Origin of the sequence: Hydrotalea lipotrueae, assembly GCF_019249625.1 — a bacterium.
GTDB lineage: Bacteria > Bacteroidota > Bacteroidia > Chitinophagales > Chitinophagaceae > Hydrotalea > Hydrotalea flava.
The window spans coordinates 1-24404 of the sequence record NZ_JAESDL010000032.1 but is presented as its reverse complement, the minus strand read 5'-3'; the positions used below and the strand labels follow the sequence as shown (position 1 = coordinate 24404).

18 protein-coding genes are annotated in these 24404 nt (G+C 36.3%); 8 read left to right on the top strand and 10 right to left on the bottom strand.

What is annotated here, in order from left to right; translation table 11 throughout:
• Positions 1–28: 28 nt before the first annotated feature.
• The 9 genes from JK139_RS15700 to JK139_RS14225 all read right to left on the bottom strand — a co-directional run bounded on the left by JK139_RS15700 (position 29) and on the right by JK139_RS14225 (position 10119).
• On the bottom strand, positions 29–391 hold the full coding sequence (locus JK139_RS15700) for a family 43 glycosylhydrolase (protein ID WP_317196313.1): 363 nt from the start codon (positions 389–391) through the stop codon (positions 29–31).
• 62 nt (positions 392–453) lie between these two features.
• A complete protein-coding gene (locus tag JK139_RS15695; RefSeq protein WP_218331790.1) occupies positions 454–729 on the bottom strand; it encodes a family 43 glycosylhydrolase in 276 nt (91 codons plus the stop codon).
• 11 nt (positions 730–740) lie between these two features.
• Positions 741–1817 (bottom strand): endo-1,4-beta-xylanase, encoded by a 1077-nt coding sequence (locus JK139_RS14255; protein ID WP_074419022.1) that lies wholly within the window; start codon positions 1815–1817, stop codon positions 741–743.
• Between the two features lie 36 nt (positions 1818–1853).
• Entirely contained in the window at positions 1854–2648 is a 795-nt protein-coding gene (locus tag JK139_RS14250) for a polysaccharide deacetylase family protein (RefSeq protein WP_218331788.1), read from the bottom strand.
• 8 nt (positions 2649–2656) lie between these two features.
• Positions 2657–4603 carry a sialate O-acetylesterase gene (locus JK139_RS14245; RefSeq protein WP_218331786.1) on the bottom strand — a complete coding sequence of 649 codons (1947 nt, stop codon included), beginning with the start codon at positions 4601–4603 and terminating at the stop codon, positions 2657–2659.
• Position 4604: 1 nt separating this feature from the next.
• Positions 4605–7187 carry a glycosyl hydrolase 115 family protein gene (locus JK139_RS14240; protein WP_218331784.1) on the bottom strand — a complete coding sequence of 861 codons (2583 nt, stop codon included), beginning with the start codon at positions 7185–7187 and terminating at the stop codon, positions 4605–4607.
• 19 nt (positions 7188–7206) lie between these two features.
• On the bottom strand, positions 7207–7959 hold the full coding sequence (locus JK139_RS14235; protein WP_218331782.1) for an SDR family NAD(P)-dependent oxidoreductase: 753 nt from the start codon (positions 7957–7959) through the stop codon (positions 7207–7209).
• Positions 7960–7992: 33 nt separating this feature from the next.
• Positions 7993–9045 carry a LacI family DNA-binding transcriptional regulator gene (locus JK139_RS14230; protein WP_074419018.1) on the bottom strand — a complete coding sequence of 351 codons (1053 nt, stop codon included), beginning with the start codon at positions 9043–9045 and terminating at the stop codon, positions 7993–7995.
• A gap of 51 nt (positions 9046–9096) precedes the next feature.
• Positions 9097–10119: a LacI family DNA-binding transcriptional regulator gene (locus JK139_RS14225; protein ID WP_074419017.1), complete on the bottom strand. Its 1023-nt coding sequence runs from the start codon at positions 10117–10119 to the stop codon at positions 9097–9099.
• Positions 10120–10292: 173 nt separating this feature from the next.
• On the opposite strand from JK139_RS14225, the gene JK139_RS14220 reads away from it, so the two are divergent.
• The 5 genes from JK139_RS14220 to uxuA all read left to right on the top strand — a co-directional run bounded on the left by JK139_RS14220 (position 10293) and on the right by uxuA (position 20696).
• Positions 10293–12479, top strand: coding sequence for a glycoside hydrolase family 3 C-terminal domain-containing protein (locus tag JK139_RS14220; RefSeq protein ID WP_218331780.1), 2187 nt, complete (start codon positions 10293–10295; stop codon positions 12477–12479).
• A 125-nt stretch (positions 12480–12604) separates the two neighbouring features.
• Positions 12605–15811, top strand: a complete 3207-nt coding sequence (locus JK139_RS14215) for a SusC/RagA family TonB-linked outer membrane protein (protein ID WP_218331778.1) — start codon at positions 12605–12607, stop codon at positions 15809–15811.
• A gap of 17 nt (positions 15812–15828) precedes the next feature.
• Positions 15829–17610 (top strand): RagB/SusD family nutrient uptake outer membrane protein, encoded by a 1782-nt coding sequence (locus tag JK139_RS14210; protein WP_218331769.1) that lies wholly within the window; start codon positions 15829–15831, stop codon positions 17608–17610.
• Positions 17611–17636: 26 nt separating this feature from the next.
• Positions 17637–19271 carry an endo-1,4-beta-xylanase gene (locus JK139_RS14205; protein WP_074419266.1) on the top strand — a complete coding sequence of 545 codons (1635 nt, stop codon included), beginning with the start codon at positions 17637–17639 and terminating at the stop codon, positions 19269–19271.
• Between the two features lie 252 nt (positions 19272–19523).
• Positions 19524–20696, top strand: coding sequence for a mannonate dehydratase (gene uxuA, locus JK139_RS14200; RefSeq protein ID WP_228733247.1), 1173 nt, complete (start codon positions 19524–19526; stop codon positions 20694–20696).
• Positions 20697–20718: 22 nt separating this feature from the next.
• Here the strand turns inward: uxuA and JK139_RS14195 are convergent, their stop codons facing one another.
• Positions 20719–21258 (bottom strand): acyl-CoA thioesterase, encoded by a 540-nt coding sequence (locus JK139_RS14195; protein ID WP_228733246.1) that lies wholly within the window; start codon positions 21256–21258, stop codon positions 20719–20721.
• 176 nt (positions 21259–21434) lie between these two features.
• On the opposite strand from JK139_RS14195, the gene JK139_RS14190 reads away from it, so the two are divergent.
• The 3 genes from JK139_RS14190 to JK139_RS14180 are packed head-to-tail and all read left to right on the top strand — an operon-like array spanning position 21435 to position 24149.
• Positions 21435–23237: a SusC/RagA family TonB-linked outer membrane protein gene (locus JK139_RS14190; RefSeq protein ID WP_218331767.1), complete on the top strand. Its 1803-nt coding sequence runs from the start codon at positions 21435–21437 to the stop codon at positions 23235–23237.
• A complete protein-coding gene (locus JK139_RS14185) occupies positions 23230–23523 on the top strand; it encodes a hypothetical protein (protein ID WP_143439112.1) in 294 nt (97 codons plus the stop codon). Before JK139_RS14190 ends, JK139_RS14185 begins: the two co-directional genes overlap by 8 nt.
• A gap of 5 nt (positions 23524–23528) precedes the next feature.
• Positions 23529–24149, top strand: coding sequence for a hypothetical protein (locus tag JK139_RS14180; RefSeq protein WP_074419263.1), 621 nt, complete (start codon positions 23529–23531; stop codon positions 24147–24149).
• Positions 24150–24404 lie beyond the last annotated feature (255 nt).

The following is a 24404-nucleotide window of genomic DNA, read 5'->3' as shown; positions in this document are numbered from 1 at the left end:
TGTTAACATCTTTTCCCCTCCAAATTTGTTATCCATATCCAATCCTTCTCAACCTTAAAAAACTACCGAAGTATTGTTTTTTAAACAAATGTGGACATTCAATCCAAACAGGTTTTTTCGATAAATCTGTACCACCATTTACAATAATTTTTTCCTCACCTATTACTTTTAAATGCTTAATATCAAATTCAACCATTCTAATTGTACGATGGCCATCACATAATGGCTTGTTATTGGGTGCTACACTGTTGTATAATAAATAGGTTTTGTTTGTAGTTGTGTCAAAAAATAGAGAAGGATCAATGCCATTTATTTCCTGTATTGCAACAGGATTGCTCCAGGGACCAGCCGGATTTTTCGCTGTAATAATAAAGTTACCCAGTTTATCAATAAGGGTACAAACAATATAAAATGTACCATTATGATAACTAATATCAGGAGCAAATAAACCCCTTAAACCCCTTCGTCATCTAATAAATTTAGTTGTTCTGGTCTGTTTAATGCAAAGCCAATTTGTTCCCAATGCAATAAATCGATACTATGAAAAATAGGTAACCTGGGAAAACAGGCAAAAGTAGAATTGGTGAGATAATAATCATTTTTTACTTTACAAATGCTGGGGTCAGGATAAAATTCGGCTAATATTGGATTTTGGTATTCTATGGTTGTTTGGTTAAAACCTGTTTCCCATAAATATAATCCTACAAGAAGTAGTAGCAGTTTTTTCATGTTTTCAGAAATTATTGTTTGAAGTTCACCACATCCCAATATGCTTTTTTGGGTTGATAGTTGGCATTGAATAATAAAGGATAATTCTTTCTTCCGGGAATTGGGTAGTGGTCTAACCAAGTGTATTTATCTGTCAAATTCCAAAACGTAATACCGGTTATGCTTTTTTTATTTTGCCGAAATAAATTAAAAGCCATTTTATATTGTTGTGCCTGTTTGTTCTCTAATGCAGCAGTGTATGTATCGATATCTGTATTGGTTTTTGTTCTGATATTTTTTTCCCAGTGGTAAATTGAAATATCCAGTTCTGTAATTTGCACCTGAAGCCCTAATGCTGTAAAACATTGAATGGTTGTTTGCAATGCAGTTTGCGTGGGTTCATAGATACTCCAATGTCCTTGCAGACCCACTGCCATTACCGGTACATGCAGGGCTTTGAGTTGTTTTAATAATTGAAACACTCTGGCTCTTTTTTCAGGTCGTTCTGTATTGTAATCATTATAAAATAAAATGGCATTGGGATCAGCTTCATGTGCATATTCAAATGCTTTTATAATATAATCCATACCACATATTTGGTACCATAATGAATTACGTAGTAAATGGGTACTGTTATCATCAATGGCTTCATTTACAACATCCCATGCATAAACCTTTCCTTTGTACCTTTTTACTACGGCAAAAATGTGGTCTTTTAATCTTTTTAAGAGTTCGGTTTTTGATACCAGATTTCCTTCATTATCCGTAAATATCCAATCAGGTGTTTGTTCATGCCAACACAAATTATGGCCTCTTACTTTTAAGTGGTGGCGTTGTGCAAAATCTACTATGGCATCTGCTTCTTTAAAATTATATTCATTTTCTTTAGGGTGGATGGACCCCATTTTCATGGCATTTTCCGGTGTTACACTATTGAATTGCGTTAAAATAAATGTTGTATCGCTACTCATGATGTTTTTGGCACTTACTGCCACCCCTATAGGAAAATAGTTTTTGTAATAGTCTTTTAAACCCAATTTGTTTTGTGCATCTGCATGCCATAAAATTCGGACTATAAAAGTAGTGAGAAGGAAAAGTTTTCTTTTCATGGTAAAGTTTTAATAAATAAAAATGTAGATGATTGTTTATTTTTTGTTTTGTTTTTCTTTGATGTAAGCAGCAACTGTTTTTAGCGGTGCAACCCAAATGCTATTTTCATGGGCTTTTAAATATTGTAATAATACATGATGCGCATCCAGCCTAACATTTAAACTATGCCCGCCACCAACCCCATGAAATAAAAATACCAATAAGGAATGGGTTTGTTCAGCCTGTTTAACCAACTCAATCATTGCTGCACCAGATTGCCCATTCATGATGTAGCAGCCTATGTTGTATATATTAATTTCGTTTATTTTTTGCATCATGGGTGTTACACCTCTGGCAGCAATAAAATTTTTATATAAGGGTGCTAAATAATCCGTATCATGTATTTTAGTATCACCACATGGGTAGGCAAAGGTTCGGGTTGTTGCACCATCTATAGCTTGTAAGAAATTATTCATGGCTATAATTTCATTATCCATTCTTCTTACAGTGTAGTTGGCTAAATCATAATCAGATTGTACAAAATTTCTTCCCGATAATCTGCTATCGCAAGGATGCCAGATGGTGTGGTTGCCAAGTTCGTGCCCCTCAGCTGCTACTTTTTTCCATTGCAGAAGCTGAGCATTCAAACCGTTGAAATAATCTGATATATAAAAAGTAGCTTTTAAATTCACTGAATCTAAAGCTGGAATTACATGACTAAGATCTATATTTAAACCATCATCATAAGTAAGTACAACTGCACATTTTTTTTGATTCCATGTAGTATCTGTTTGTGCAAAAAGGGCAGATAACGGAAATAAAAGTGCAATAAATAAATAATATAAATTCATTGTTTTCATTATTTATTATCTGTATCTGTTCTAAAGGGGGCAGCCGGTAATCCGTTCGCGTTATATAGGTTGGCGTCACGCGGATTATCTGCCCATGCATATCGAACATATACAGGGTGTTGAATATTTTTATTCCAAACCACAACTTTATTGTTTTCAATTTTTGCATTTGCCCAAACAAATTTTTTATCTGCTCCGGCAATTGCGAATTGGTTTAAAGACTCACCATCAATGGATATTAAACCATTCCCTACGTGATTAAAGCGGATGATGATGGAATCACTTTCTATTTTTGAAGATTGATATATTGGGCCGGAATAAACAATATTGTTTTCCTGATAAGCAATTTTTTCGGCAGCTAATGCTGAACGGATGCCCACTTCTTTTTTGTTGGAAGGATGAATGTCATTCCATTCTCCTAAATCAATTGTAACAGCCATTCCTGTATTTGGAACTGCTAATGTTTTTAATTGCGCTTCACGCAAAATAGCCCAATCACTTTCTGTAGGTTCATAATGAACTGCTCCATAATTGGGAAGTTGAATATAAATAAAGGGCAAATTCCCCTGCCTCCATTTATTACGCCAGTCTTGAATAAGTGCAGAGAATAGTCGAATATATAGTGCTGCATTTGAGATGTTGCTCTCACCCTGATACCACAATATTCCTTTGATAGTGTAATTTGTAATGGATGCAATCATTCCATTGTATAAAGCGGCAGGTTGATTTTGGATTGAAAAGTCATTGGAAAATATTTGATTACGAGGCAATGCTATGCCAACTTTAAATTGCCAGTCACCTTTTAAACCGATAGTATCATTTGCAGCGGCAATATAATATGGTTTATCCGGCACAAAACCACCTTTTCCATTTGTATTCGTAATTCTAATTACAATGGTATTATTACCTGGTTTTAAAATACCTGTAGGCAAATGATAGTAACGTTGTGGATATTGGTAAGCAGTTTTACCAACTAATATGCCATTGATGTATACTTCATCCGCATCTACTATTCTGCCTAATGCTAATTCAGCAGCAATGCCAGTGAAAGTATTGGGTATGTGTATGTTTTTTCTATACCATACCACACCATTTACATTACGGATACTTTGATCGTTCCAATATCCGGGCACATTCATGTTGTGCCATTCTTTAGGAATATAATTGGTATCATACCATTTTGGGCTTTCTGTTATTCCTCTATCATCTTCCAAAATGGTTTGTAAAGTTTTATTTGTTGCCAAAATTTTATTTATTTTTTTCTGTATATATTCGTTATTTCTGTTTTTTTGTATTAAATTTTGAATATCAGAAAAAGGTTTTAATCCTGCTTCACTGATCCAGGCTTCAATAGAAGTGCCGCCAACACTAGCATTAATAATGCCGATAGGAATATGATATTTTTCAAATAATTTTCTTGCAAAAAAATAGGCAACTGCTGAAAATTGCAGCAAATTTTGTCCGGTAGCAGAGTTCCATCTGCCTGAAGTAAAATTAGTATCAGGCTTTAATAAATTGGCAGTGGCAGGCACTATGAATTGCCTGATTTGTGGGAAATTGTCCTGCTTTATTTCATTGGCGTAAGTATAAAGATGTATGCCCAATTGATGTACCATATTTGACTGTCCGGCACATACCCAAACATCACCAATGAATATATCTTTCAATACAATGCGATTGCTACCTATTATATTCATGGAATAAGGGCCACCGGCCTGCATAGCCGGTAATGTAATTTCCCAATGCCCGTTCTTTCCGGTAATGGTGTTAAAATCTTTTGAAATAAATTGAATATGAACTGCTTCACCCGGCAATGCCCATCCCCATATTTTAGCAGGTACATTTCTTTGCAATATCATACTGTCACCAACCAATTTGGGTAATGTTACATTCCCTAATGCCGGTTGATGCATACACAGTATGAAGTATGAAAAAATGGGAATGAGGTATTTCATTTTAATTTTTTTTTGATTCTGGTGGTCCCAGATAACTTTCTTTTAAACCACCCAGATCAATCACTAATTTTTGAAGCACCACGGCTGTGTTAATTAATGTATAAGTTATTTTATGTAATCCGGGTTGTTGAAGATGGTGGCCGGTTGTTTTAATAATGATATTATCTGACACCCATTTGCCCCATTCTCTTGGATTATCATCATTTTTATTGATGGATATGATTTGAGGCGTTTCCTGATCAATTGCAATTGCATATTTTAGTCCTTCATCATGGTGGATGTTTAATGTGGGAGAGAAGTATGCATTTATTTTTATACTACCAGTGTCTGTTGCATAAAAATAATATACTAATGTAGTGGCATTGGTGCCTGTATTTTGTTGTTGTGCCGTTACTGGAAATGCAGTAATACCACCGTTTGTTCTACCGATATATGGAATTTTTTGCCAGTGCATACCATTACTTTGGGTTTGCTCTGAAAAATGTACTGCTTCTATTGACACATATCCATCTTGTTCCATGAAATAATTTTTATTTTTTGAAGCAATGCTATTGTTAAAAAATTTTGGATGAATTTGCTTTGTGTTTTTTTCTGATTGATGATGGGTACTATCCGAAAATGGTGTTAAATAAATTTCCGGCATTTTATTGACCGGCGGTTGTTGCCAGTAGGTATAGCCAATATGTGTTTGATCCATCATGTGATTCCATTTCCCATTGGATAGCTCGTGGTTGTAATAATTGGCCATCAACGAATCTTTTTTGAAAAAATAATGAACACTATCGCCATATAATTGTGCTATTTTACTGTTGTTTTGATTGGCATACCATCTGTTTTTTGCGGCTGCCAAATACATCTTATTCAAATTGGCGCTTGCTATTATCGGATATAATACTAATTGATAAAATGCATTCTGATATTTTTGTGGCAACAACTGATTAATTTTTGTTGCTTCATTTTCAATTTGAGTGTATTCATCTACAATTTTTTGGAACTCATGATAATGTATCAGACTATAAGTTTCCGGTGACAATAACTCCGGTTTTCTTCTGCTATTATATTGTGCATCTTTAATTAAGATGTCTGCAATTTTATTGGCATATTTTTTCCCAAATTGCTGTGTAGCCCATTGAACATGATATTGCAATATTTTATCTGCATCCCATTGGTGCGTATTCCATGCATAATCTAAAAAAAAGCTAATGGGTAATTCCATTGGTTTTATATCTCCAACGTTTACAATCCATATTTTTCTAACATGGTATTCATAGGCCAGATGCATTTGTTCCCAAACTCTTGCAATATTATTGGTATTAATCCATTTGTAATTTCTTGGGTCACCTACGTAATCAAAGTGGTAATAGATGCCATAACCTCCGGTTCTTCCTGTATCAGAAAGTTTTGGTAATCTTCTAATATTGCCCCAGTTGTCATCACACAATAATAATGTAACATCATCGGGTACACGCATGCCTTTATCATAATAATCTTGCACCTCTTTATACAATGCCCAAACTTGTGGCGTTTCTGCTGCAGGTAGATGTGTTACTTCTTCTATTATTTTTCTTTGACGTGCTACTATTTTTTCTAATAATGCAGTAGCAGTACCGGTCGTCATCGGTTCATCCCCATCACCACGCATACCAATGGTAACAATGCTTTCGTGATGATCCATATTCTCGATTCCTTTTTTCCAAAAAGAATCTAATACAGCCTGATTGGTTTGGTAATTCCATTCACCATGCCCATATCGTTTCCATTCCTGTTGTGCCCGCATCATTGGTTCGTGATGCGATGTGCCCATAACAATGCCGTATTTATTTGCTAAAATCGGGTTAAGGGTATCATCATTATTAAAAGCATTGCCCCACATAGCAGGCCATAAGTAATTTGCCTTTAAACGTAATAGCAATTCAAATATTTTTTCATACACATGGTGATTAACGCCGCCAAATTTTTCTTTTGCCCATCCTGAAAATGCAGGCGCTTCATCATTAATAAATATACCTCGGTATTGTACGGTTGGAGATTTGAATGTGTGTATTCCATTTTTTATAAAAATATTTTTATGCTGTTCAATTGGAACGTCTGCCCACCAATACCATGGAGAAACTCCTGCTTGTTTCGAAAATTCAAATACTCCGTAAGCCGTTCCACGTTTATCGCTTCCGGTAATGATGAATGCTTTCGATACATTTTTAAAAGGTTTTTCAACTGTTTGTAACTGAAAAGCTTCCCATTGGCTATTAATGGCATCTACATTTATTTGATGAGATTCTTTTAAACTGTTGATAGTTGTTGAACCTTTTATGCTTCCAATTATGATTAAATTTTCCTGTGCATGTTGTAAATCATGTGTAAGTGCAATATTTCTGCCAATCACTTTTTCTAAATCAGATTGCAACAAAGCTGCTGATTTTTGCACCAGCCAGTCATCTGTATCATCGGTATAAATTGACAGGTTTTGTTTGGGGTCAGTTATATTCCAGGTATTTTCCTGTTTGTTGAAAACAATAAACGATTGAGCGAACATTGCATGCACACATCCGATGAATAAAACAATTGCTATTGTTTTTTTTATCATAGCATCATTCTTTTTGAGGTTAAAAGCCAATTGAATTGCCGCCATCAACAGGCAAAATGGTTCCGGTAATAAATTTTGCAGCATCTGATGATAGGAATAAAGCTGCCGCAGCAATATCTTCAGGCCTTCCTAAAACGCCAAGAGGTGTTCTTGAAAGTACCTTTTGCATTCTTTCTTTATCGTCATTTAGTGCTTTGGCGCTCATTTCAGTAGCTATAAATCCGGGTGCTATACAATTTACACGTATACCCATTGGCGAAAGCTCTACTGCCATTGCTTTTGTCATGCCTTCAATAGCAGCTTTAGATGCGGTATAAGCAATTACTTTTGGAATGCCATATTGCGAAGCCATTGAACTAATGTTGATAATATTGCCATTTTTTTCAGACCGCATATGTTTAACCACCGCTTTAGAGAGTGCAAATACCGCTGTTACGTTTGTTGATAGTATATTTTCAAATTCTTGGTGCGTAACTAATATAAAATCTTTTTTTAAATTAATTCCTGCATTATTTACCAACGTATGAATGGGGCCATATTCCATTATTAGTGAATCTGTTAATTCCGAAATTTTTTCAAACTCTGTCAGATTAAATGCTATGGGAATACATAATTCGCCTAGTTTTTCTTTAGTTGCTTGCAATTTTTTTACATCTCTGCCAATAATAATGGTTCGTATGCCATTTTGAATGAACAATTCAGTAATTGCTAATCCTATTCCGGAGCCACCACCGGTAACGATAGCTGTTTTTAAAGGTTTGTTATTAGTCATGCTAATTAAATTATTTTTTAGTGTGTTCTTTATTTAGGTTCCGGCAATACTAAGTGGGGTATGTTTTTTAAGAGAAGATTCCCGTATAATTAAATCAGAACGGATAATAATTGTATTGGTGAGCTGCAGGTTTTGTTCGCCTTTTAAATGAGCAACCAGTTGCCTGGCGGCTATTTCACCCATTTCAATACCCGGATAATTAAATGTAGTAATTTTTGGCTCAATCAACTTACTAATGGCATCATTGTTAAAACCTACTATGGCAATATCGTCTGGAACTACAATACCATTTTCTTTTAATGTTTGAATAAAGACAGCTGCAGTAAAATCATTTGTAATGAAAACACCATCCGGAATTTGTGTACATTGTAATAATTGATATGCTGCATTACGGGCAGCTTCCTCGCTCAGGTCATTAATAATAACTTGTTTTTTTTCAAAAGGTAAATTATGTTCAGATAGGGCTTTTTTGTAACCCTGATATCGTTGTGCATACACATTTCTGTTTAAGCTTGCAGTTATGTGTGCTATGCGTTTGCAGCCCTGATCAATTAAATGTTTGGTTGCCTGATATCCACATTTAAAATTATCAATTACTACAACAGTGCTATTATCGGTTGGTTCAACCCGATCGAAAAACACTATCGGAATGCCTTTTTTATGAAAAGGTTGGTAATGATCGAGATTTTTTGTGTCGAATGCTAATGATGCAATTAATCCATCTACGCGTTTATGAAATAAGTTAACGGCATTAGCGGCTTCTTTTGTATAGCTTTCTGATGAGTGTGCAATAATAATATCATAACCGGCTTCTGAAGTTACCTTTTCAATTCCTGCTAAAACGGAAGTAATAAAATTACTGTTTAATTCATGCACAATTACCCCGATGGTACTGGTTGATTTTTTACGAAGACTGCCTGCAAAAGTGTTGTATTGATAGCCAATTTCTCTGGCAGTTTTGAATACTTTTTTTTTGGTAAGCTTGTTTACAGCCGGATGGTCTTGTAAAGCTCTGCTTACAGTTGATGTAGAAATGTTCAACTGCCTGGCAATATCATATATGGTAACATCTTTTTTTGGGGTCATAATTGCAATCGGTTGCGTAAAATTCTGTATTTTGAACCAATTGACAAATTTTTATTTTTTTGAAGATGCTCTTATAATGAGTTCGGATCTTAGAATAACAATATTTGTTGTGCTGATATCGGCTATGCCTTTAAGGTGATTGATGAGGTTAGTGGCCGCAATTTGCCCCATAGCATAGCCCGGGTAATTAATAGTAGTTAAATTGGGTTCTACTACTTTGCTGATGGGGTCGTTGTTAAATCCGGCAAACAAAATGTCGGTAGGAATTTTATAGCCATGTTGTTTTAAATACAACATACAATAAGTGGCACAGGTATCGTTTGCGGCAAATACTGCGTCTGGTTTTTGAGTAAGCGAACAAATGTATTTTCCTGCTTCTGTACCTGCTTCATCGCTTAAATTGCTGAATTGTATCAGATTTTCGTGAACAGGTAGGCCTGCTTTTTTTAAAGCTGCTTTATAGCCGGCTAAACGGTCGGCATATACGTTGCGGGTAATATTTCCTCCCAAATGCATAATGCGTTTGCAACCCTGCTCAATCAAATGCGTAGTTATTTCAAATGCTGCTTTAAAATTATCGATCGAAATGCCCATGCAGTCAGATGTAGCCATTGTCCTATCAAAGTAAATGATTGGAATTTTTTTCTGTAGAAAAGCGTTGAAGTGGTCTACGTTATTTGTATCTGATGCTAATGAAACCAGCACCCCGTCTACGCGGCTGTTGAACATGGTAATGGCGTTTGCAGCTTCTTTTTCGGTACTTTCCAGCGACTGACTGATGATAAGGTTATAGCCTTCTTCATTGGCAATACTTTCAATGCCTGCAATTACCGTTGACATAAAGTAGCTGTTCAAACGGGGTATAATTACACCGATAGTTTTGGTTTGTCGTGTCCGCAAATTACTGGCAAACATATTACTGCGGTACCCTAATGTTTTTGCGGCTTCTATAATTTTTTTCTTTGTTTTTTTGTTGATGGCAGGATGGTCTTTTAATCCGCGGCTTATAGTTGCCGCCGATAAGTTTAAATACCGTGCTATATCGTATATAGTAACTTCTTTTTCAGGGGCCATGTTCAATAATGTATAATTAGTAAGCGGTACAAAGTAATTCTAATTTTTTTTAAAATTTTTTTGCAATCGGTTGCATTTTTTAAAATTCTTTTCTATATTCGTTTTGTCAAACGAATGCTTTTATAAAATTATGACCTGTTAAAAGGTTTGCTGTTACCTAAAATGCTTGCTTTATGAAAAGGTTTAGTTATCAATTAACCTACTTCTTTTTGTTGCTGCAAATTCATTTTGCTATAGCCCAATCTGCATCTTATTTAAATCCAGCTCTTCCTATACCTGTCAGGGTAAATGATCTTATCAGTCGCTTAACGCTTGAAGAAAAGGTAAGTCAGATGATGAATAACAGCCCTGCTATTCCACGGTTAAACATACCTTCTTATAATTGGTGGAATGAATCATTGCACGGCGTTGCCAGGTCTAGTGTTGCAACGGTATTTCCGCAAGCAATTGGTTTAGCTGCTACTTTTAATGATAGCCTTGCTTTTGCAGAGGCTACAGCCATTTCCGATGAAGCAAGGGCTATGTATACTGCATCTGTAAAACGTGGTATTTATGAACAATATGCTGGTTTAACTTTTTGGACACCTAATATCAATATTTTCAGGGATCCACGTTGGGGAAGAGGGCAGGAAACTTATGGAGAAGATCCAATGTTAACTGCAAAGATTGGCGTTGCTTTTGTAAAAGGACTGCAAGGCAATAATCCCAATTATTTAAAAGTAGCTGCCTGTGCAAAACATTTTGCGGTACATAGTGGGCCGGAGCGATTGCGTCACTCCTTTAATGCGGTTGCTTCTATAAAAGATTTAAGAGAAACCTATTTGCCTGCTTTTAAAGCTTTGGTAAAAGATGCACATGTTGAGGCTGTTATGTGTGCATACAATAGTACGAATGGTGAGCCCTGTTGCACAAATACTTTTTTGTTGGATGATATATTAAGAAAGGAATGGAATTTTAAAGGGCATGTTGTTTCTGATTGTGGTGCAATTAGTGATATTTATGAAGGCCATAAGTATGTAAAAACTGCAGCAGAGGCGGTTGCCCTTTCTGTTGAAAAAGGTGTGAGTTTGGATTGCGGTGTTGAATATCCTGCCTTGATTGATGCGGTACACCAACATTTAATCAATGAATCAACAATTGATAGCGCACTAGCAGAACTGTTAGCTACTCGTTTTAAACTGGGCATGTTTGATGACGCAAATGCCAATCCGTATAACAAGATATCGGAGTCAGTTATTAATAGCTCTGCTCATCGTTCATTAGCCAAAGAAGTTGCCTTACAGTCTGTTGTATTACTAAAAAATGATGGTGTACTTCCTCTAAAAAATAATTTACCGAGATATTTTATTACAGGTCCAAACGCATCGAACGTTGATGTGTTATTAGGAAACTATTATGGCGTAAATAACCGGTTGGTTACGTTTTTAGAAGGTTTTGCTAATCATATTGCAACGGGTAGTCAGTTGCAATATAAAATGGGATGTTTATTAGACAGGCCATCTGCGAATCCAATTGATTGGACTACCGGTGATGCTAAAAATTCTGATGTAACCATTGCTGTATTAGGTATTTCAGGATTATTGGAAGGCGAAGAAGGCGAATCAATTGCTTCTTCAACCTATGGAGATCGTTTAAATTATAATATTCCACAAAATCAAATTGATTTTCTAAAAAAGTTAAGAGAGGGGAATAAGAAACCAATCATTGTTATTATTACAGGTGGTAGTCCAATGAATTTGTCAGAAGTGCATCAATTGGCAGATGCGGTTTTATTGGCCTGGTATCCGGGTGAAGAAGGAGGTAATGCAGTAGCTGATATTATTTTTGGAAAATCTTCACCATCAGGAAAATTACCTGTTACATTTCCTATGTCTTATGATCAATTACCGCCTTATGATGATTACAGTATGCAGGGCCGTACATATCGCTTTATGAAGTCAACACCCATGTATCCATTTGGTTTTGGATTGAGTTACACTCATTTTTCATATAACAAGCCGGTTGTTAGTAAATCAAATATTCAAGCAAAAGACAGTATTCAATTTACTGTTACAGTTCAAAATACCGGCAAATATGATGGTTCTGAAGTGGTGCAATTATATGTTCAACATAAAGATGCACCTGCGGATGCGCCGGTTTATGCTCTAAAAGCATTCAAAAAAATTAATCTTCGTGCTGGTGCATCTCAAAAAGTTTCATTTATCATAAGCCCGGATATGTTGGAATTGGTAAATGAGAAAGGTGAATCATATTTACCGAAAGGAACCATTGATATTTATGCAGGAGGCTCCTTGCCGGATAAACGAAGCATTGAACTAGGTGCTTCTAAACCAGCATCTCTTTCTATAATATCAAATTAAATTTTATTTTCTTATTAACTAATTTAATTATGCAATATAATTTCAATTCGAGCTAATAATTTAAAAAAATAATTAAACTGAACCACTCAGTAAAGAGAAATAAATAAATACCAAAACAAATAATTATGAAAAAAATGATTGCTCAAAAAATGAAGCAACTGCCAGGCAGGTTAATACGGCAGTTTCATTTCTCATTTTCATTAGCCATATTCTCAACTTTTTTATTGATTGTTTCCACTCAGCTACTTTATGCTCAAAATAATGAGTCAAGAAAAATTGTGAAAGGGGTTGTAGTAAATGAAAAGAATGAACCGGTTGTAGGTGCCTCTGTTACTGTTCAGGGATTAAAAGTTGGCACTACTACAAATGAACGGGGTGCATTTTCACTTTCTGTTCCTGAAAAGTCAACTTTAGTAATAAGTTATGTTGGTTATCAAAACAAGTTTATTGATATCAATAAAAATACATCTGATATTTCTATTCAATTGCAATCTGCCAATAATGATTTAGATCAGGTGGTAGTAGTTGGTTATGGAACACAACGTAAGCGTGATGTTACCGGATCTGTATCTTCTGTAAATGAACAGACTTTAAGGGATGTACCGGTTGCCAATATGCAACAAGCCTTACAAGGTAAAGCAGCGGGTTTAGAAATACAGACAGTAGGAACCAAGCCAGGTTCAGGTGCGCAAATCCGTATCCGTGGTACAAGGTCAATCAGTGGTTCGAATGATCCGTTATTGGTATTAGATGGTATTCCTTATGATGGTAGTTTAAATGATATTAATCCCGATGATGTTGCTTCGGTAGAAATATTGAAAGATGCTTCGGCTACGGCCATTTATGGATCAAGGGGTGCAAACGGAGTATTGTTGGTTACTACCAAACGTGGAAAAGCAGGCGCTACCAGAGTTTCCTACAGTGGCTATTATGGTATTGGAACCGTATCTAATAAATATCCGGTATTTAATGCCGCCGAATATCAGGCTATGCGCAACATCTCTCCATGGAATCAGGGTTATGAGCCGGAAGAACTGGCATATATGGCTTCGGGTAAATCTACTGACTGGCAGAATCTGATGTATCAAAATTCTCATAAAACGGATCAAAATATTACTGTATCAGGCGGAACGGCTAACGGTAGTACATTCTCGCTCGGTGGTGGTTATTATAACGAAACTGCATTATTACCCGGACAGGATTTTACCCGTTATTCTGTTAGAGCAACCATCGACTCAAAAGTAGGTAATAAAATAAAAATTGGTTTAAATACCATGAACAGTGTGGGTGTTACCAACGGTTCTCAATTTGTGAATCCCATGTTCCCTATATTAGCTTTAAGCCCTTTAATGCCGGCTTATGATAGCACCGGAAAAATAATTACTGCACCTAATGGCAATAATGATGACAGACAAATTCAATACAGCCCCTTGTTGCTTAATCACAATAACAATAGCTGGGTTGACAGAGTAAGAAGATTAAGAACTTTTAATAGTTTGTATGCTGAATATCAGATCATGCCCGGTTTAAAATACCGTGCCAATATTGGTTTAAATTATACACAGGAAGAAGATGATCAGTTTCAGGCATCAGATGATCCCTCTGGCATCAATCCCAGTTATTTCCGACCTCAAAAAGGGAATACTGCTTATGTAAACAATGCCGAAGCCTGGGGTTATACTGTTGAAAATATATTAACCTATGATAAATCAATCAAAAAACATCGTTTAAATTTTACAGGTCTGTATAGTATTCAGGAGTACCACACACATAATACTTCTGTAAGCAAAGATTCAATTACCGATAATTTTTCTCAATTCTATGCTTTAGGCCTGTCAAATCCTACACCTGCACCTGCAGTAGGCGGAGGTGAGCAGTCATGGGCACTGATATCTTACATGGGGCGTTTAAATTATAATTATGATAATCGGTATATGCTAACGCTCACCGGTAGGATAGATGGTTCTTCAAGATTAGCCAACGGGCATAAATGGCATCAGTATCCTGCGGTTTCTGCAGGTTGGAATTTGAATAATGAACAATTTTTTAGAAACAGCAAATTTTTATCCAATAACTTTTCTAATTTAAAATTAAGGGCAGGCTTTGGGCAAACCTCTAATCAGTCCATTAATCCATATTCATCATTAGGACTGGTTTCTAATAATAATGGTTTGGCAAGTCCGGGAAATGTAATTCGCTATAATTATGGCCCAACTGTTGTAACAGGTTACAATGTTTCTGCATTACCAAACCCAAACTTAGACTGGGAATATACCAAAACTGTTAACGTAGGTATTGATTTCGAAATTTTGAAAAACAGAATTACAGGTTCAATAGAATATTATCATCAGCATACCGATAAAATTTTGTACAGTGTGGTGTTGCCTCCAACTTCAGGTGTTTCAGGAAATTATACAACCAATGTAGGATCTATGCAAAATCAGGGTATGGAATTTACCGTCTCTACCATCAATATTCAAAACAGGCATGGGTTTAGCTGGACAACTGATTTGAATTTGTTCTTCAATCAGAACAAGCTGCTTAGCTTAAGTAGTGGAATAGCACAGGATATTGCCAATCAGTTATTTGTTGGTTATTCCATGACAGCAATTTATGATTATAAAAAGTTGGGAATCTGGCAGAAAAATGAAGCTGCACAAGCTGCGCAATATGGTTCTGTTCCCGGTCAAATTAAGTTAGAAGACCATAGCGGTCCGGGCGGAAAACCGGATGGTAAAATTGATGCGAATAATGACAGATATGTGATTGGTAATGGTGATGCGAAATTACAAGGCGGTATGACCAATCGGTTTGCCTATAAAAATTTCGATTTGTCGATTGTAGCGTACGCACGATTTGGCGGGTTATTGGTGAGTCAGATTCATCAGCCTGTTGCTTCTTATTTAACGGTAATGGATGGTAAAAGAAATGGTATTAAAGTAGATTACTGGACACCAACCAGCCCAACCAACTGGTTTCCCGAGCCATCAACATCCATCAGTCCAATTAGTACTGCGTGGACAACACTCGGTTATTACAATGCTTCTTTTGTTCAAATTAGAAGCATCAATCTGGGATATAGCTTTAGAGATCGCATGCTGAAAAGAGTTAATGCACAGTCAATTCGCTTGTATTTCACAGTAGATAATGTTGGTTTTCTTTTCTCTCCCTATAAAAACCAAACCGGTATTGACCCGATTGGTACCAATGTAGGTAATGCAGGTGTGGGAAATCCGGGAAATTTAAGAAGTGGTAATAATGGCATGGTTACCATTAATGCCAGTACACCACTTCCCAGAAATTTTATTGTAGGTGCCAATATTAGCTTTTAATATTTAAAATAATATATATGAAATCATTGTATAAAATTTCAGTCATACCAGCTGCTTTGGTTGCTATGTTAAGTGTTGGGTGTAGTAAAAAGTTACAAGAGCACCCTTACACAGTTTTTACGGTAGATTATTTTAAAACACCTACCGGATTACAAAGTGCTGTTAATGCTTTATACTCCGGTATGCGCTTTAATTACGGCCCAGAAGGTGCAGTAGGTATTACCTGTGACGGAACAGATGAATGGACCTATGCAGACCAGCCAAGAACCGGTGCCGGTGGTACTGCTGATTATTTAACGTTAGGTAATTATACGTTAGATGCTTCTAACGGCGCCATATTGACGCCTTGGAACAGAAATTACTCCAATATTAATTTAGCCAATGCAGTGGTTGATTTAGCCCCAACTGTAAACATGGATACCACCATTCGTAATGGAATTGTTGCCCAGGCGCGTTTTCTCCGTGGGTTATACTATTTGTTATTGGTTGAACAATTTGGTGCAGTACCTACTGATTTAGGTGCAGGCGATTTGCATTTTAACGCAACTCCATATCAAGGTTTTAATCGCTTACCTACCGCCGATTTGCTGGTAAAAGATTATCAGGCTATGATTAATGATTTTACCTATGCTACACAGTACTTGCCCGACCAGCGCCCGGCCAATACATTCAAACTTTCAAAAGCGGCAGCTTATTTAATGCTGGCACGAACCTATATTTTTAGAGCATACTCTGCCGCAAAACAAAGTTCTGATTTTGCAAATGCTTATAATGCCGCAATGGAAGTAATTAATAATCAGGCTAAGTACGGAACATCTTTACTGCAAAATTTTGCTGATGTGAATAGAGAAGGGAATGAATATAATCCGGAAATTTTATACTCTGTTGAAAGGATTCCGGGTGATAATAACGATAATGAAGTAGGTAATCCATCAGGCATTGGAGGCGGTAAAGGTGTAGATGCAAGCAATGATTTTACTCCCGATTATACTACGGTTAAATCACCTAAGGCAAATTCATCTACTGCGCCATGTGCAACACGAACTGTATTATATGGCAGGCCAATTAGAAGGTTTTGCCCTACAGCATGGTTATATAATGTTGCTTTTGCTGATAAATTGAATGATAGCAGATATGATGGCAGCTTTAGAACGGTATGGCTGGCAACCCAGGCAGGTGGCGGTTTTAATGTAGGTGATACCGCTTTTGTTTTGGCATATACCAATGCAATGGCCGATTCTATGAATGCCATTCCAAAACCTTACAGGGTAATTGCTCCGAGAGAGTTTTATATTATTGGAGGTACCACCACCCAAAATATTTATCCTTCTTTACGCAAATATGAAGACAGTAAAAAAATGCAGGCCAATGATGAGGGCGGACGCCCATTTCCTGTTGCAAAATTATCTGAATTGTATTTATTGGCTGCTGAGGCTGCTTTTCAAACCGGAAAGGTTAATCAGGCAGTTACACTTATCAATGTAATTCGGGAGAGAGCTGCTTACAGGCCCGGTTTATCTGCATCCGACTTATCAGCCCGTGTAGTTGCAATGGATATCAATGCATCGCAGGTAACACTTGATTTTATTTTAGATGAAAGAACCAGAGAATTATGCGGCGAAAGCCTAAGATGGCCCGATCTGGCCATGCGCGGTAAATTGGTGCAGCGTGTACAATTGTATAATCCGGATGGTGCCGCAAATATTCAACCATTTCATACACTCAGGCCTATTCCCCAAAGTCAGTTGAATGCTACTGCTGATGCAAATAGGGCACAATATCAAAATCCGGGGTATTAATTTTTTTTAATAAGAAAACAAATTATATGAAAAAAGTATTGCTTTATATAGCCTTGCCGATTTGCTGTTATGCAGGATTATCTTCCTGCAAAAAGGTTCCGGTAAATAATATTATGAATCCGGGCAATTATTCAGATACATTCGGATTGATTAAAACAGCAGCCACAGCAGATGGTTTTCCGTTTGGGTTGGCAATTGATTACACCCCTATGTTGAATAATCCGGTTTATGCCGGAACAGTTACCCGGGAAGCAAATAGTGTAACGTTTGGTTATCAAATGAAGCATGGCGCTATTGTTCAAAATGATGGTAGTTTAAATTATACCAATACAGATGCACTGGTGAATGCATGTGTAAATGCAGGTTTACAAATTTATGGACATACTTTAGGCTGGCATCAAAACCAAAACGCTACTTACTTAAAAAGTTATGCTGGTATTACAATTCCTGCAGCAACTGAATTACTGGCGAATCCCGGTTTTGAGTTGGGTAATGCAACTTCTTTTAGTAACTGGTCAACTTATAATGCATCTAACGGTGCTACCATTTCTGTAACAACAACCCCGAGTCAAGTGCATAGTGGCACACGTGCAATGATGGTGGTTAATCCTGTTGCCAACCCCGGTAGTCAATGGAAAGTTCAGGTAGCCAGTGATTTGTTTAATACAACGGTTGGTCATCAATATACCGTTTCTTATTGGGTATATGCAGCAGCTGCGGGTGGTTCTATCCGTCTTTCTACCCAAACCAGTGGCGGTGGTTCTGCCCAATATCAGGGAGATCAGACCATTGGTACAAGCTGGCAATTAATTACCTGGACAATCACTGCAAACTCACCTCAAACCAGAATTTTGTTTGACATGGGGCAAGCCGCTAATACCTATTATATTGATAATGCCAGTGTAAAGCAGGTAATAGCAGCGCCATCAGGCTCGCAAATTGCGGTGAAGTTAGATTCGGCACTCAATAATTTTATTACCAATACAGTTACCCGATATAAAGGAGTGGTAAAAGACTGGGATGTTATCAATGAATTATTTGCCGATAATGGTACATTGCGCAATAACAGTAATACTTCCATAACAGGATCGGATGTTTTGGTTTGGTCAAATTATATGGGAAATACTTATCCCCTGCATGCATTTCAGTATGCACAAGCGGCAGATCCTAATGCATTATTGTTCATAAACGATTATGGTTTAGAATCTAATTCAGTAAAATTAGATTCGTTGATTTCGTATGTTAAATTTTTAAAAGCAAATGGTGCAAAAGTAGATGGCATTGGAACACAAATGCATATTGCCTGGAATACCAGTTATGCAGGTATTGATGCTATGTTCCAAAAACTGGCAGCTACCGGCTTATTGATTAGAATTTCAGAATTAGATGTTCGTATTAATCCGAATGATAAAACCGGATTTATGCCAACCTCACTATTTTATGGCTATCAGGCAGATATGTATAATTATGTTGTAAACTCTTATTTAAAATATATTCCCAAAGCGCAACGCTATGGCATTACAGTTTGGGGCGTTGATGATCCTGAAAGTTGGATTATCACATCTCAGAAAAAAGTTGATAACCCATTATTATTTGATGCCAATTTTGCAAGAAAACCTGCATATAGTGGATTTTTAAATGCACTTAAAGCACAACAATAATAATTCATGCAAATGATTTAACCGTGCATATATTAAGTAAGATAAGTTAACATGGCAACAAACCCCCTTTGCCTGTTAGCTTATCTTTTACTTACAAACAATATTCAATAAAACAAATAGTAGTTGAATTGTCTCCCCCAAAAATTTTGTGTACAAAACTCCTTATCGCTTTATCTTTATGCATAAGTAGTCGTTTAGTAACTGCCGGTGATTCTTCATCGGCATATTTTATAAAATAATTCCTGTTCATCTATGAATCAACAATATTTCATGCAACAAACCATGCGTTGGTTTGGTCCAACTGACCCTGTAAGTTTACAAGATATCAAACAAGCCGGCTGTAGCGGTGTAGTAACGGCACTGCATCATATTCCGGTAGGTGATGTTTGGTCTGTTGATGCCATTCTGGAAAGAAAAAAGATGATTGAGGCTGTTGGCCTTAAATGGACTGTTGTAGAAAGTTTGCCCGTGCATGAGGCTGTCAAAAAACAGAAAGGAAATTTCGAAGTATACATTACTAATTATAAAAAAAGCCTTGAAAACCTTTCTCAATGTGGCTTAGAGGTAATTACCTATAATTTCATGCCCATATTAGACTGGATGCGCACAAATGTAAATTATACCATGCCCGATGGCAGTAAAGCCTTGTATTTTGACCGACTGACTTTTATTGCATTTGATTTATTTATGTTGCAAAGGCCCGGCGCAGCAGCAGAATATACAGCTATTGAAAAAGAAAATGCATGGCATACATTTCAATCAATGAATGATGAAGAAAAAAAAACACTTTTTAATAATGCCCTCCTTGGGTTGCCCGGAAGTGAGGAAAGGTTTACACCCAAACAAATTTTAAAAGCACTTCAGGAATATAAAGCGATTGACGCTTTAAAATTAAAGCAAAATTTATTTTACTTTTTGCAGCAAGTTGTTCCGGTTGCCGAATCGACAGGTTTAAAATTGGCTATTCATCCTGATGATCCACCTTACCCGATGCTTGGTTTGCCCAGAATAGTAAGCACTGAAGCCGATGTGGCAGATTTACTGACAGCAGCACCCTCATCTGCCAATGGTATTTGTTTCTGTACCGGATCATTTGGTGTAAGGGCTGATAATGATTTATTAGCCATGATTGAGCGTTTTGCAGGTCATATCCATTTTATTCATCTCCGCAGCACAAAACGAGATGCGGATGGTAATTTTTATGAAGCCAATCATTTAGAAGGAGATGTAGATATGTATGCTGTTGTAAAAGCATTGTGGCAAGTTATGCAACAGCGAAAAATAAGTATACCGATGCGTCCTGATCATGGGCATCAAATGTTGGATGATTTGAAAAAGAAAACCTATCCCGGTTATTCAGCCATAGGGCGTTTACGAGGTTTGGCGGAATTAAGAGGATTAGAGTTGGCTATATCGCGCAGCTAAATATCATATTATTTTCAAGCAATTACAAAAGCATAAAATTTTCTGTTTTTGGCATTGCTAAAAATTTTTGAAGAAAAATTTCAGGTGGTTCTGTTAATTTACGTGCTTTCGTATCCATCCAGGCACCATCTATATTAATAATGGCATGTAAAGTTCCATTTTTATTTAGTAATTCATGTTGTAAACTCCAACGGGTACCACTTGCTGTTGCTGAACGCATGCTCACATTTACATAAATCACATCATTAAAATGAATTTCTTTTTTAAAAATGGCTTCCTCTCTAAAAAGAATAGGACCAAGATGGTGTTGCAAAAGTAATTGTGGCGTTAAACCGGTTTCGTTCAAATAGCAAATTCTTACATAAGCACCCCAATCATAATAAACACTATGTCTTACATGAAAATTGGGATCCAGATCACTCCAACGGATTGTAACATTTTTAAAAAAGCCATCCATATTTTTTTGATCAAAATAACATATTTCATTGAACTGGAAAAATAAATGTAAGTAGTGGTATAGTTGAATGGATGCTAAAAAGATAGAAGCAGGTTTCGTTGTCATGTGCATTATCAACTCCATCGTTATCGGGAACGTTTGCGTAAAAAAATAATTGTTAATGCTATGCCAACACGAAATATCTAATTAGCATTGAAGTACCAAATGCTTTAAACGATTGCTAAATAAGGGTTATAAATACCCGGCTTTTTTTGTTGTATGTTTTAAAAACAAATTGCTGTATGAAAAAAATTGGCACACTTGTATGTATTCTCTTGTCTGTATGCTTTACTGCCTTCTCTCAAATATCTACCCGACAAATTAAAGGAAAAGTTGTGGGTGAGGATAATGAACCTTTAGCCGGTGCATCCGTTGTCATTGCAGGCTCAAAGAAAGGTGTTCAAACAGATAATAACGGAAATTTTACTTTATCTGTTCTTAATGATGGCGATAAAAACAGTTTATTGATCAGCTATGTTGGTTATGCTACTAAAACGGTTGATGTGCATGCCGCCGGCAATATTTCAGTACACCTTACCAGAACGAATGATGCGGGCAATGAAGTAGTGGTAATTGGTTATCAAACCGTAAAACGTAAAGATTTATTGGCTTCTGTATCTTCTGTCGGAGCGAAAGATTTAAAAGATATTCCCATCAATTCTGCTGCCGAGGCATTAGCAGGACGATTGGCGGGGGTTCAAATTACCAGTTCTGAGGGTTCACCAGATGCAAATATTACCATTCGTGTTCGTGGCGGTGGTTCTATTACACAAGATAATTCTCCTTTATATATTGTTGATGGGGTACAAATTGAAAATGCTTTAGCTTCTTTAGCGCCACAAGATATACAAAGTATTGATGTATTGAAAGATGCAGCAGCTACTGCCATTTATGGCGCACGAGGTGCCAATGGCGTAGTTATTATTACAACAAAAGGCGGAAGACAGGGTAAACTCCGTATGTCGTACAACGGGTTTATTGGTTTAGAAAAATTAGCCAAAGAACTTCCCGTTATGAGTCCCTGGGAATTTATTCGATGGAATTATGAGCGTTCCAGATCAAATTCAACCGATAGTGCCACATTTGCAAAAACCTATGGAACAACCTGGGATACTTTATCAGTATATAAAAGTATTGCACCGGTAGATTGGCAGAAATTAGTGTTGGGCAGAAATGGTATGATGCAAAGCAATAATGTTAGTGTAAATGGCGGAAACAGTAAAACTACTTTTAATTTAAGTTATACCAATAATACCGATAAAACAGTGGTATTAAATTCTAACTATTACCGTAACCTCATTAATTTAAGAGTAGATCAAAGAATTGGAAAGAAAATAAGAATGAGTGCCACTTTTCGTTATCTGAACCAAAATGTGTATGGTGCCGGTACATCTTCTCCCAATGGATCAACATATAACCGTTTGCGTAATACAGTAAAATACAGGCCTTTCTTATCACCCAATATTACAACTCCCGATGTTATTGACCCCAGTTTAGTAGATAACAGTACCGGAAACGGGTTGTTTTTAGTCAACCCCATTGCGTTATCTAATGCTGAATACCGCAAAAAATCAACTGATGGTTTGAATATTTCCGGTTACGTTAGTTATCAAATTACCAAAAACTTAACCTTCCGTTCTACTTTCGGATACGACTATAATCATTATATCAATCGCCAATACAGCGATTCTATTAGCCCTGTTTCTATTATACAAGGTGGTGCTAAGCCGGTGGTTGAATTAGATACCAGCAATCGCACATCTATCAATAACTCAAATGTTTTTACTTATTCGCTTAAAAATTTAGGTGGCAAGCATGATATTGATGTTTTGTTAGGGCAGGAAACTTATCAGGTAAGAACAGAATCTACTTACGATTTATTCAAAAACATCCCCACTTTTACACCTATTGATAAAGCCTTTAATGATTTATCTTTAGGCACCAGTTTTACAGGTTATCCCAAACAAATTATTACAAAATATACATCGCTTTCATTTTTTGAGAGAATCAATTATGTTTACGAACAAAAATATACAATTGAGTGATTTATTTATACACACGAAAGCGGGGGTAGATATTGAAGAAGCTAAAAATATGCAGCTCAATAATTTTCATCTGAATGTGCAGGAAACTAAACCGGTGGTGTACATTTTAAACAGTAGTGCTATTTATTTTAACAAGTTTGAATTTAATAAAAATACACAATTGTTATTGGAAGTACAAGGTGGGCGTACAAAAAACATTGTATTGAAAAACACTTCTTTGCAAAATTCAATTCAAGTATTAAAAACCGGTTTTGGCGCAAATAAAAACGTTGTTCAATTGAATTAAACGTTATGAAAAAAATATTGTTTCTGTTTTTTTTCATCACATCATCGCAGGTTGTATTTTGTGAGGATATTGCGTTGTCAAAAAAAATAGCAGATGCAACAATTTTAAGCGAACATGTAAATGCGAATAATGCTAGGCGTAAATGGAACTATGAAGATGCGCTGGTACTTAAGGATTTAACTGCCTTATGGCAATATACCGGTCGGGTATTGGCTATTTTGCATAATGACAAAGGCAATGCAGATTTTGTACACATGAATCAGTTAACGAAATGTTTCGGCATTCAATTAAATGAAGATAATTATCAAAAGGTTGTAGGAAAAAATTTTGAAAATGGTGCCATATCTGTTCCGGATAATCATCCGATTTTACCAGATGTTCAAACCATTTTTGAAAAGGAAATCTGTTCCATCAAAGTTAAAAAGCCTGCTTATGCAGCTTTAGTTAAAAAGGATATAACCATTTTTGCAGTAGCAAACTATGGTAAAGGAACTGTTTTTGTAGCCGGAGATCCCTGGTTGTATAATGAATATACTGATGGACGAAAATTGCCTGAACAATACCAAAATTATGCAGCTGCAAATAATTGGGTTCAATGGCTTATTCAAAAAGTAAAGCATCAATAAAATGGGAAAACACTTATCTATATTCATATGTTTTGTCATTAGTAGTTTAGCTACTTGTATAGATGTAACTGCTCAGGCCGATACGCTTATTGTTTGCCAAAACAATCCTGCATGCTTTCAACACATCCAAGATGCCGTTAACAGCATTCCCGAACAGACTTCAAAAAAAGTTGTCATTTTTATTACAATACTTCGGTAGTTTTTTAAGGTTGAGAAGGATTGGATATGGATAACAAATTTGGAGGGGAAAAGATG

Bases quoted from the DNA above. Each gene is read 5' to 3' on its own strand.
- JK139_RS15695 (WP_218331790.1), bottom strand. From the start codon at position 729: ATGAAAAAACTGCTACTACTTCTTGTAGGATTATATTTATGGGAAACA.
- JK139_RS14255 (WP_074419022.1), bottom strand. From the start codon at position 1,817: ATGAAAAGAAAACTTTTCCTTCTCACTACTTTTATAGTCCGAATTTTA.
- JK139_RS14250 (WP_218331788.1), bottom strand. From the start codon at position 2,648: ATGAATTTATATTATTTATTTATTGCACTTTTATTTCCGTTATCTGCC.
- JK139_RS14245 (WP_218331786.1), bottom strand. From the start codon at position 4,603: ATGAAATACCTCATTCCCATTTTTTCATACTTCATACTGTGTATGCAT.
- JK139_RS14240 (WP_218331784.1), bottom strand. From the start codon at position 7,187: ATGATAAAAAAAACAATAGCAATTGTTTTATTCATCGGATGTGTGCAT.
- JK139_RS14235 (WP_218331782.1), bottom strand. From the start codon at position 7,959: ATGACTAATAACAAACCTTTAAAAACAGCTATCGTTACCGGTGGTGGC.
- JK139_RS14230 (WP_074419018.1), bottom strand. From the start codon at position 9,045: ATGACCCCAAAAAAAGATGTTACCATATATGATATTGCCAGGCAGTTG.
- JK139_RS14225 (WP_074419017.1), bottom strand. From the start codon at position 10,119: ATGGCCCCTGAAAAAGAAGTTACTATATACGATATAGCACGGTATTTA.
- JK139_RS14220 (WP_218331780.1), top strand. From the start codon at position 10,293: ATGAAAAGGTTTAGTTATCAATTAACCTACTTCTTTTTGTTGCTGCAA.
- JK139_RS14215 (WP_218331778.1), top strand. From the start codon at position 12,605: ATGAAAAAAATGATTGCTCAAAAAATGAAGCAACTGCCAGGCAGGTTA.
- JK139_RS14210 (WP_218331769.1), top strand. From the start codon at position 15,829: ATGAAATCATTGTATAAAATTTCAGTCATACCAGCTGCTTTGGTTGCT.
- JK139_RS14205 (WP_074419266.1), top strand. From the start codon at position 17,637: ATGAAAAAAGTATTGCTTTATATAGCCTTGCCGATTTGCTGTTATGCA.
- uxuA (WP_228733247.1), top strand. From the start codon at position 19,524: ATGAATCAACAATATTTCATGCAACAAACCATGCGTTGGTTTGGTCCA.
- JK139_RS14195 (WP_228733246.1), bottom strand. From the start codon at position 21,258: ATGACAACGAAACCTGCTTCTATCTTTTTAGCATCCATTCAACTATAC.
- JK139_RS14190 (WP_218331767.1), top strand. From the start codon at position 21,435: ATGAAAAAAATTGGCACACTTGTATGTATTCTCTTGTCTGTATGCTTT.
- JK139_RS14180 (WP_074419263.1), top strand. From the start codon at position 23,529: ATGAAAAAAATATTGTTTCTGTTTTTTTTCATCACATCATCGCAGGTT.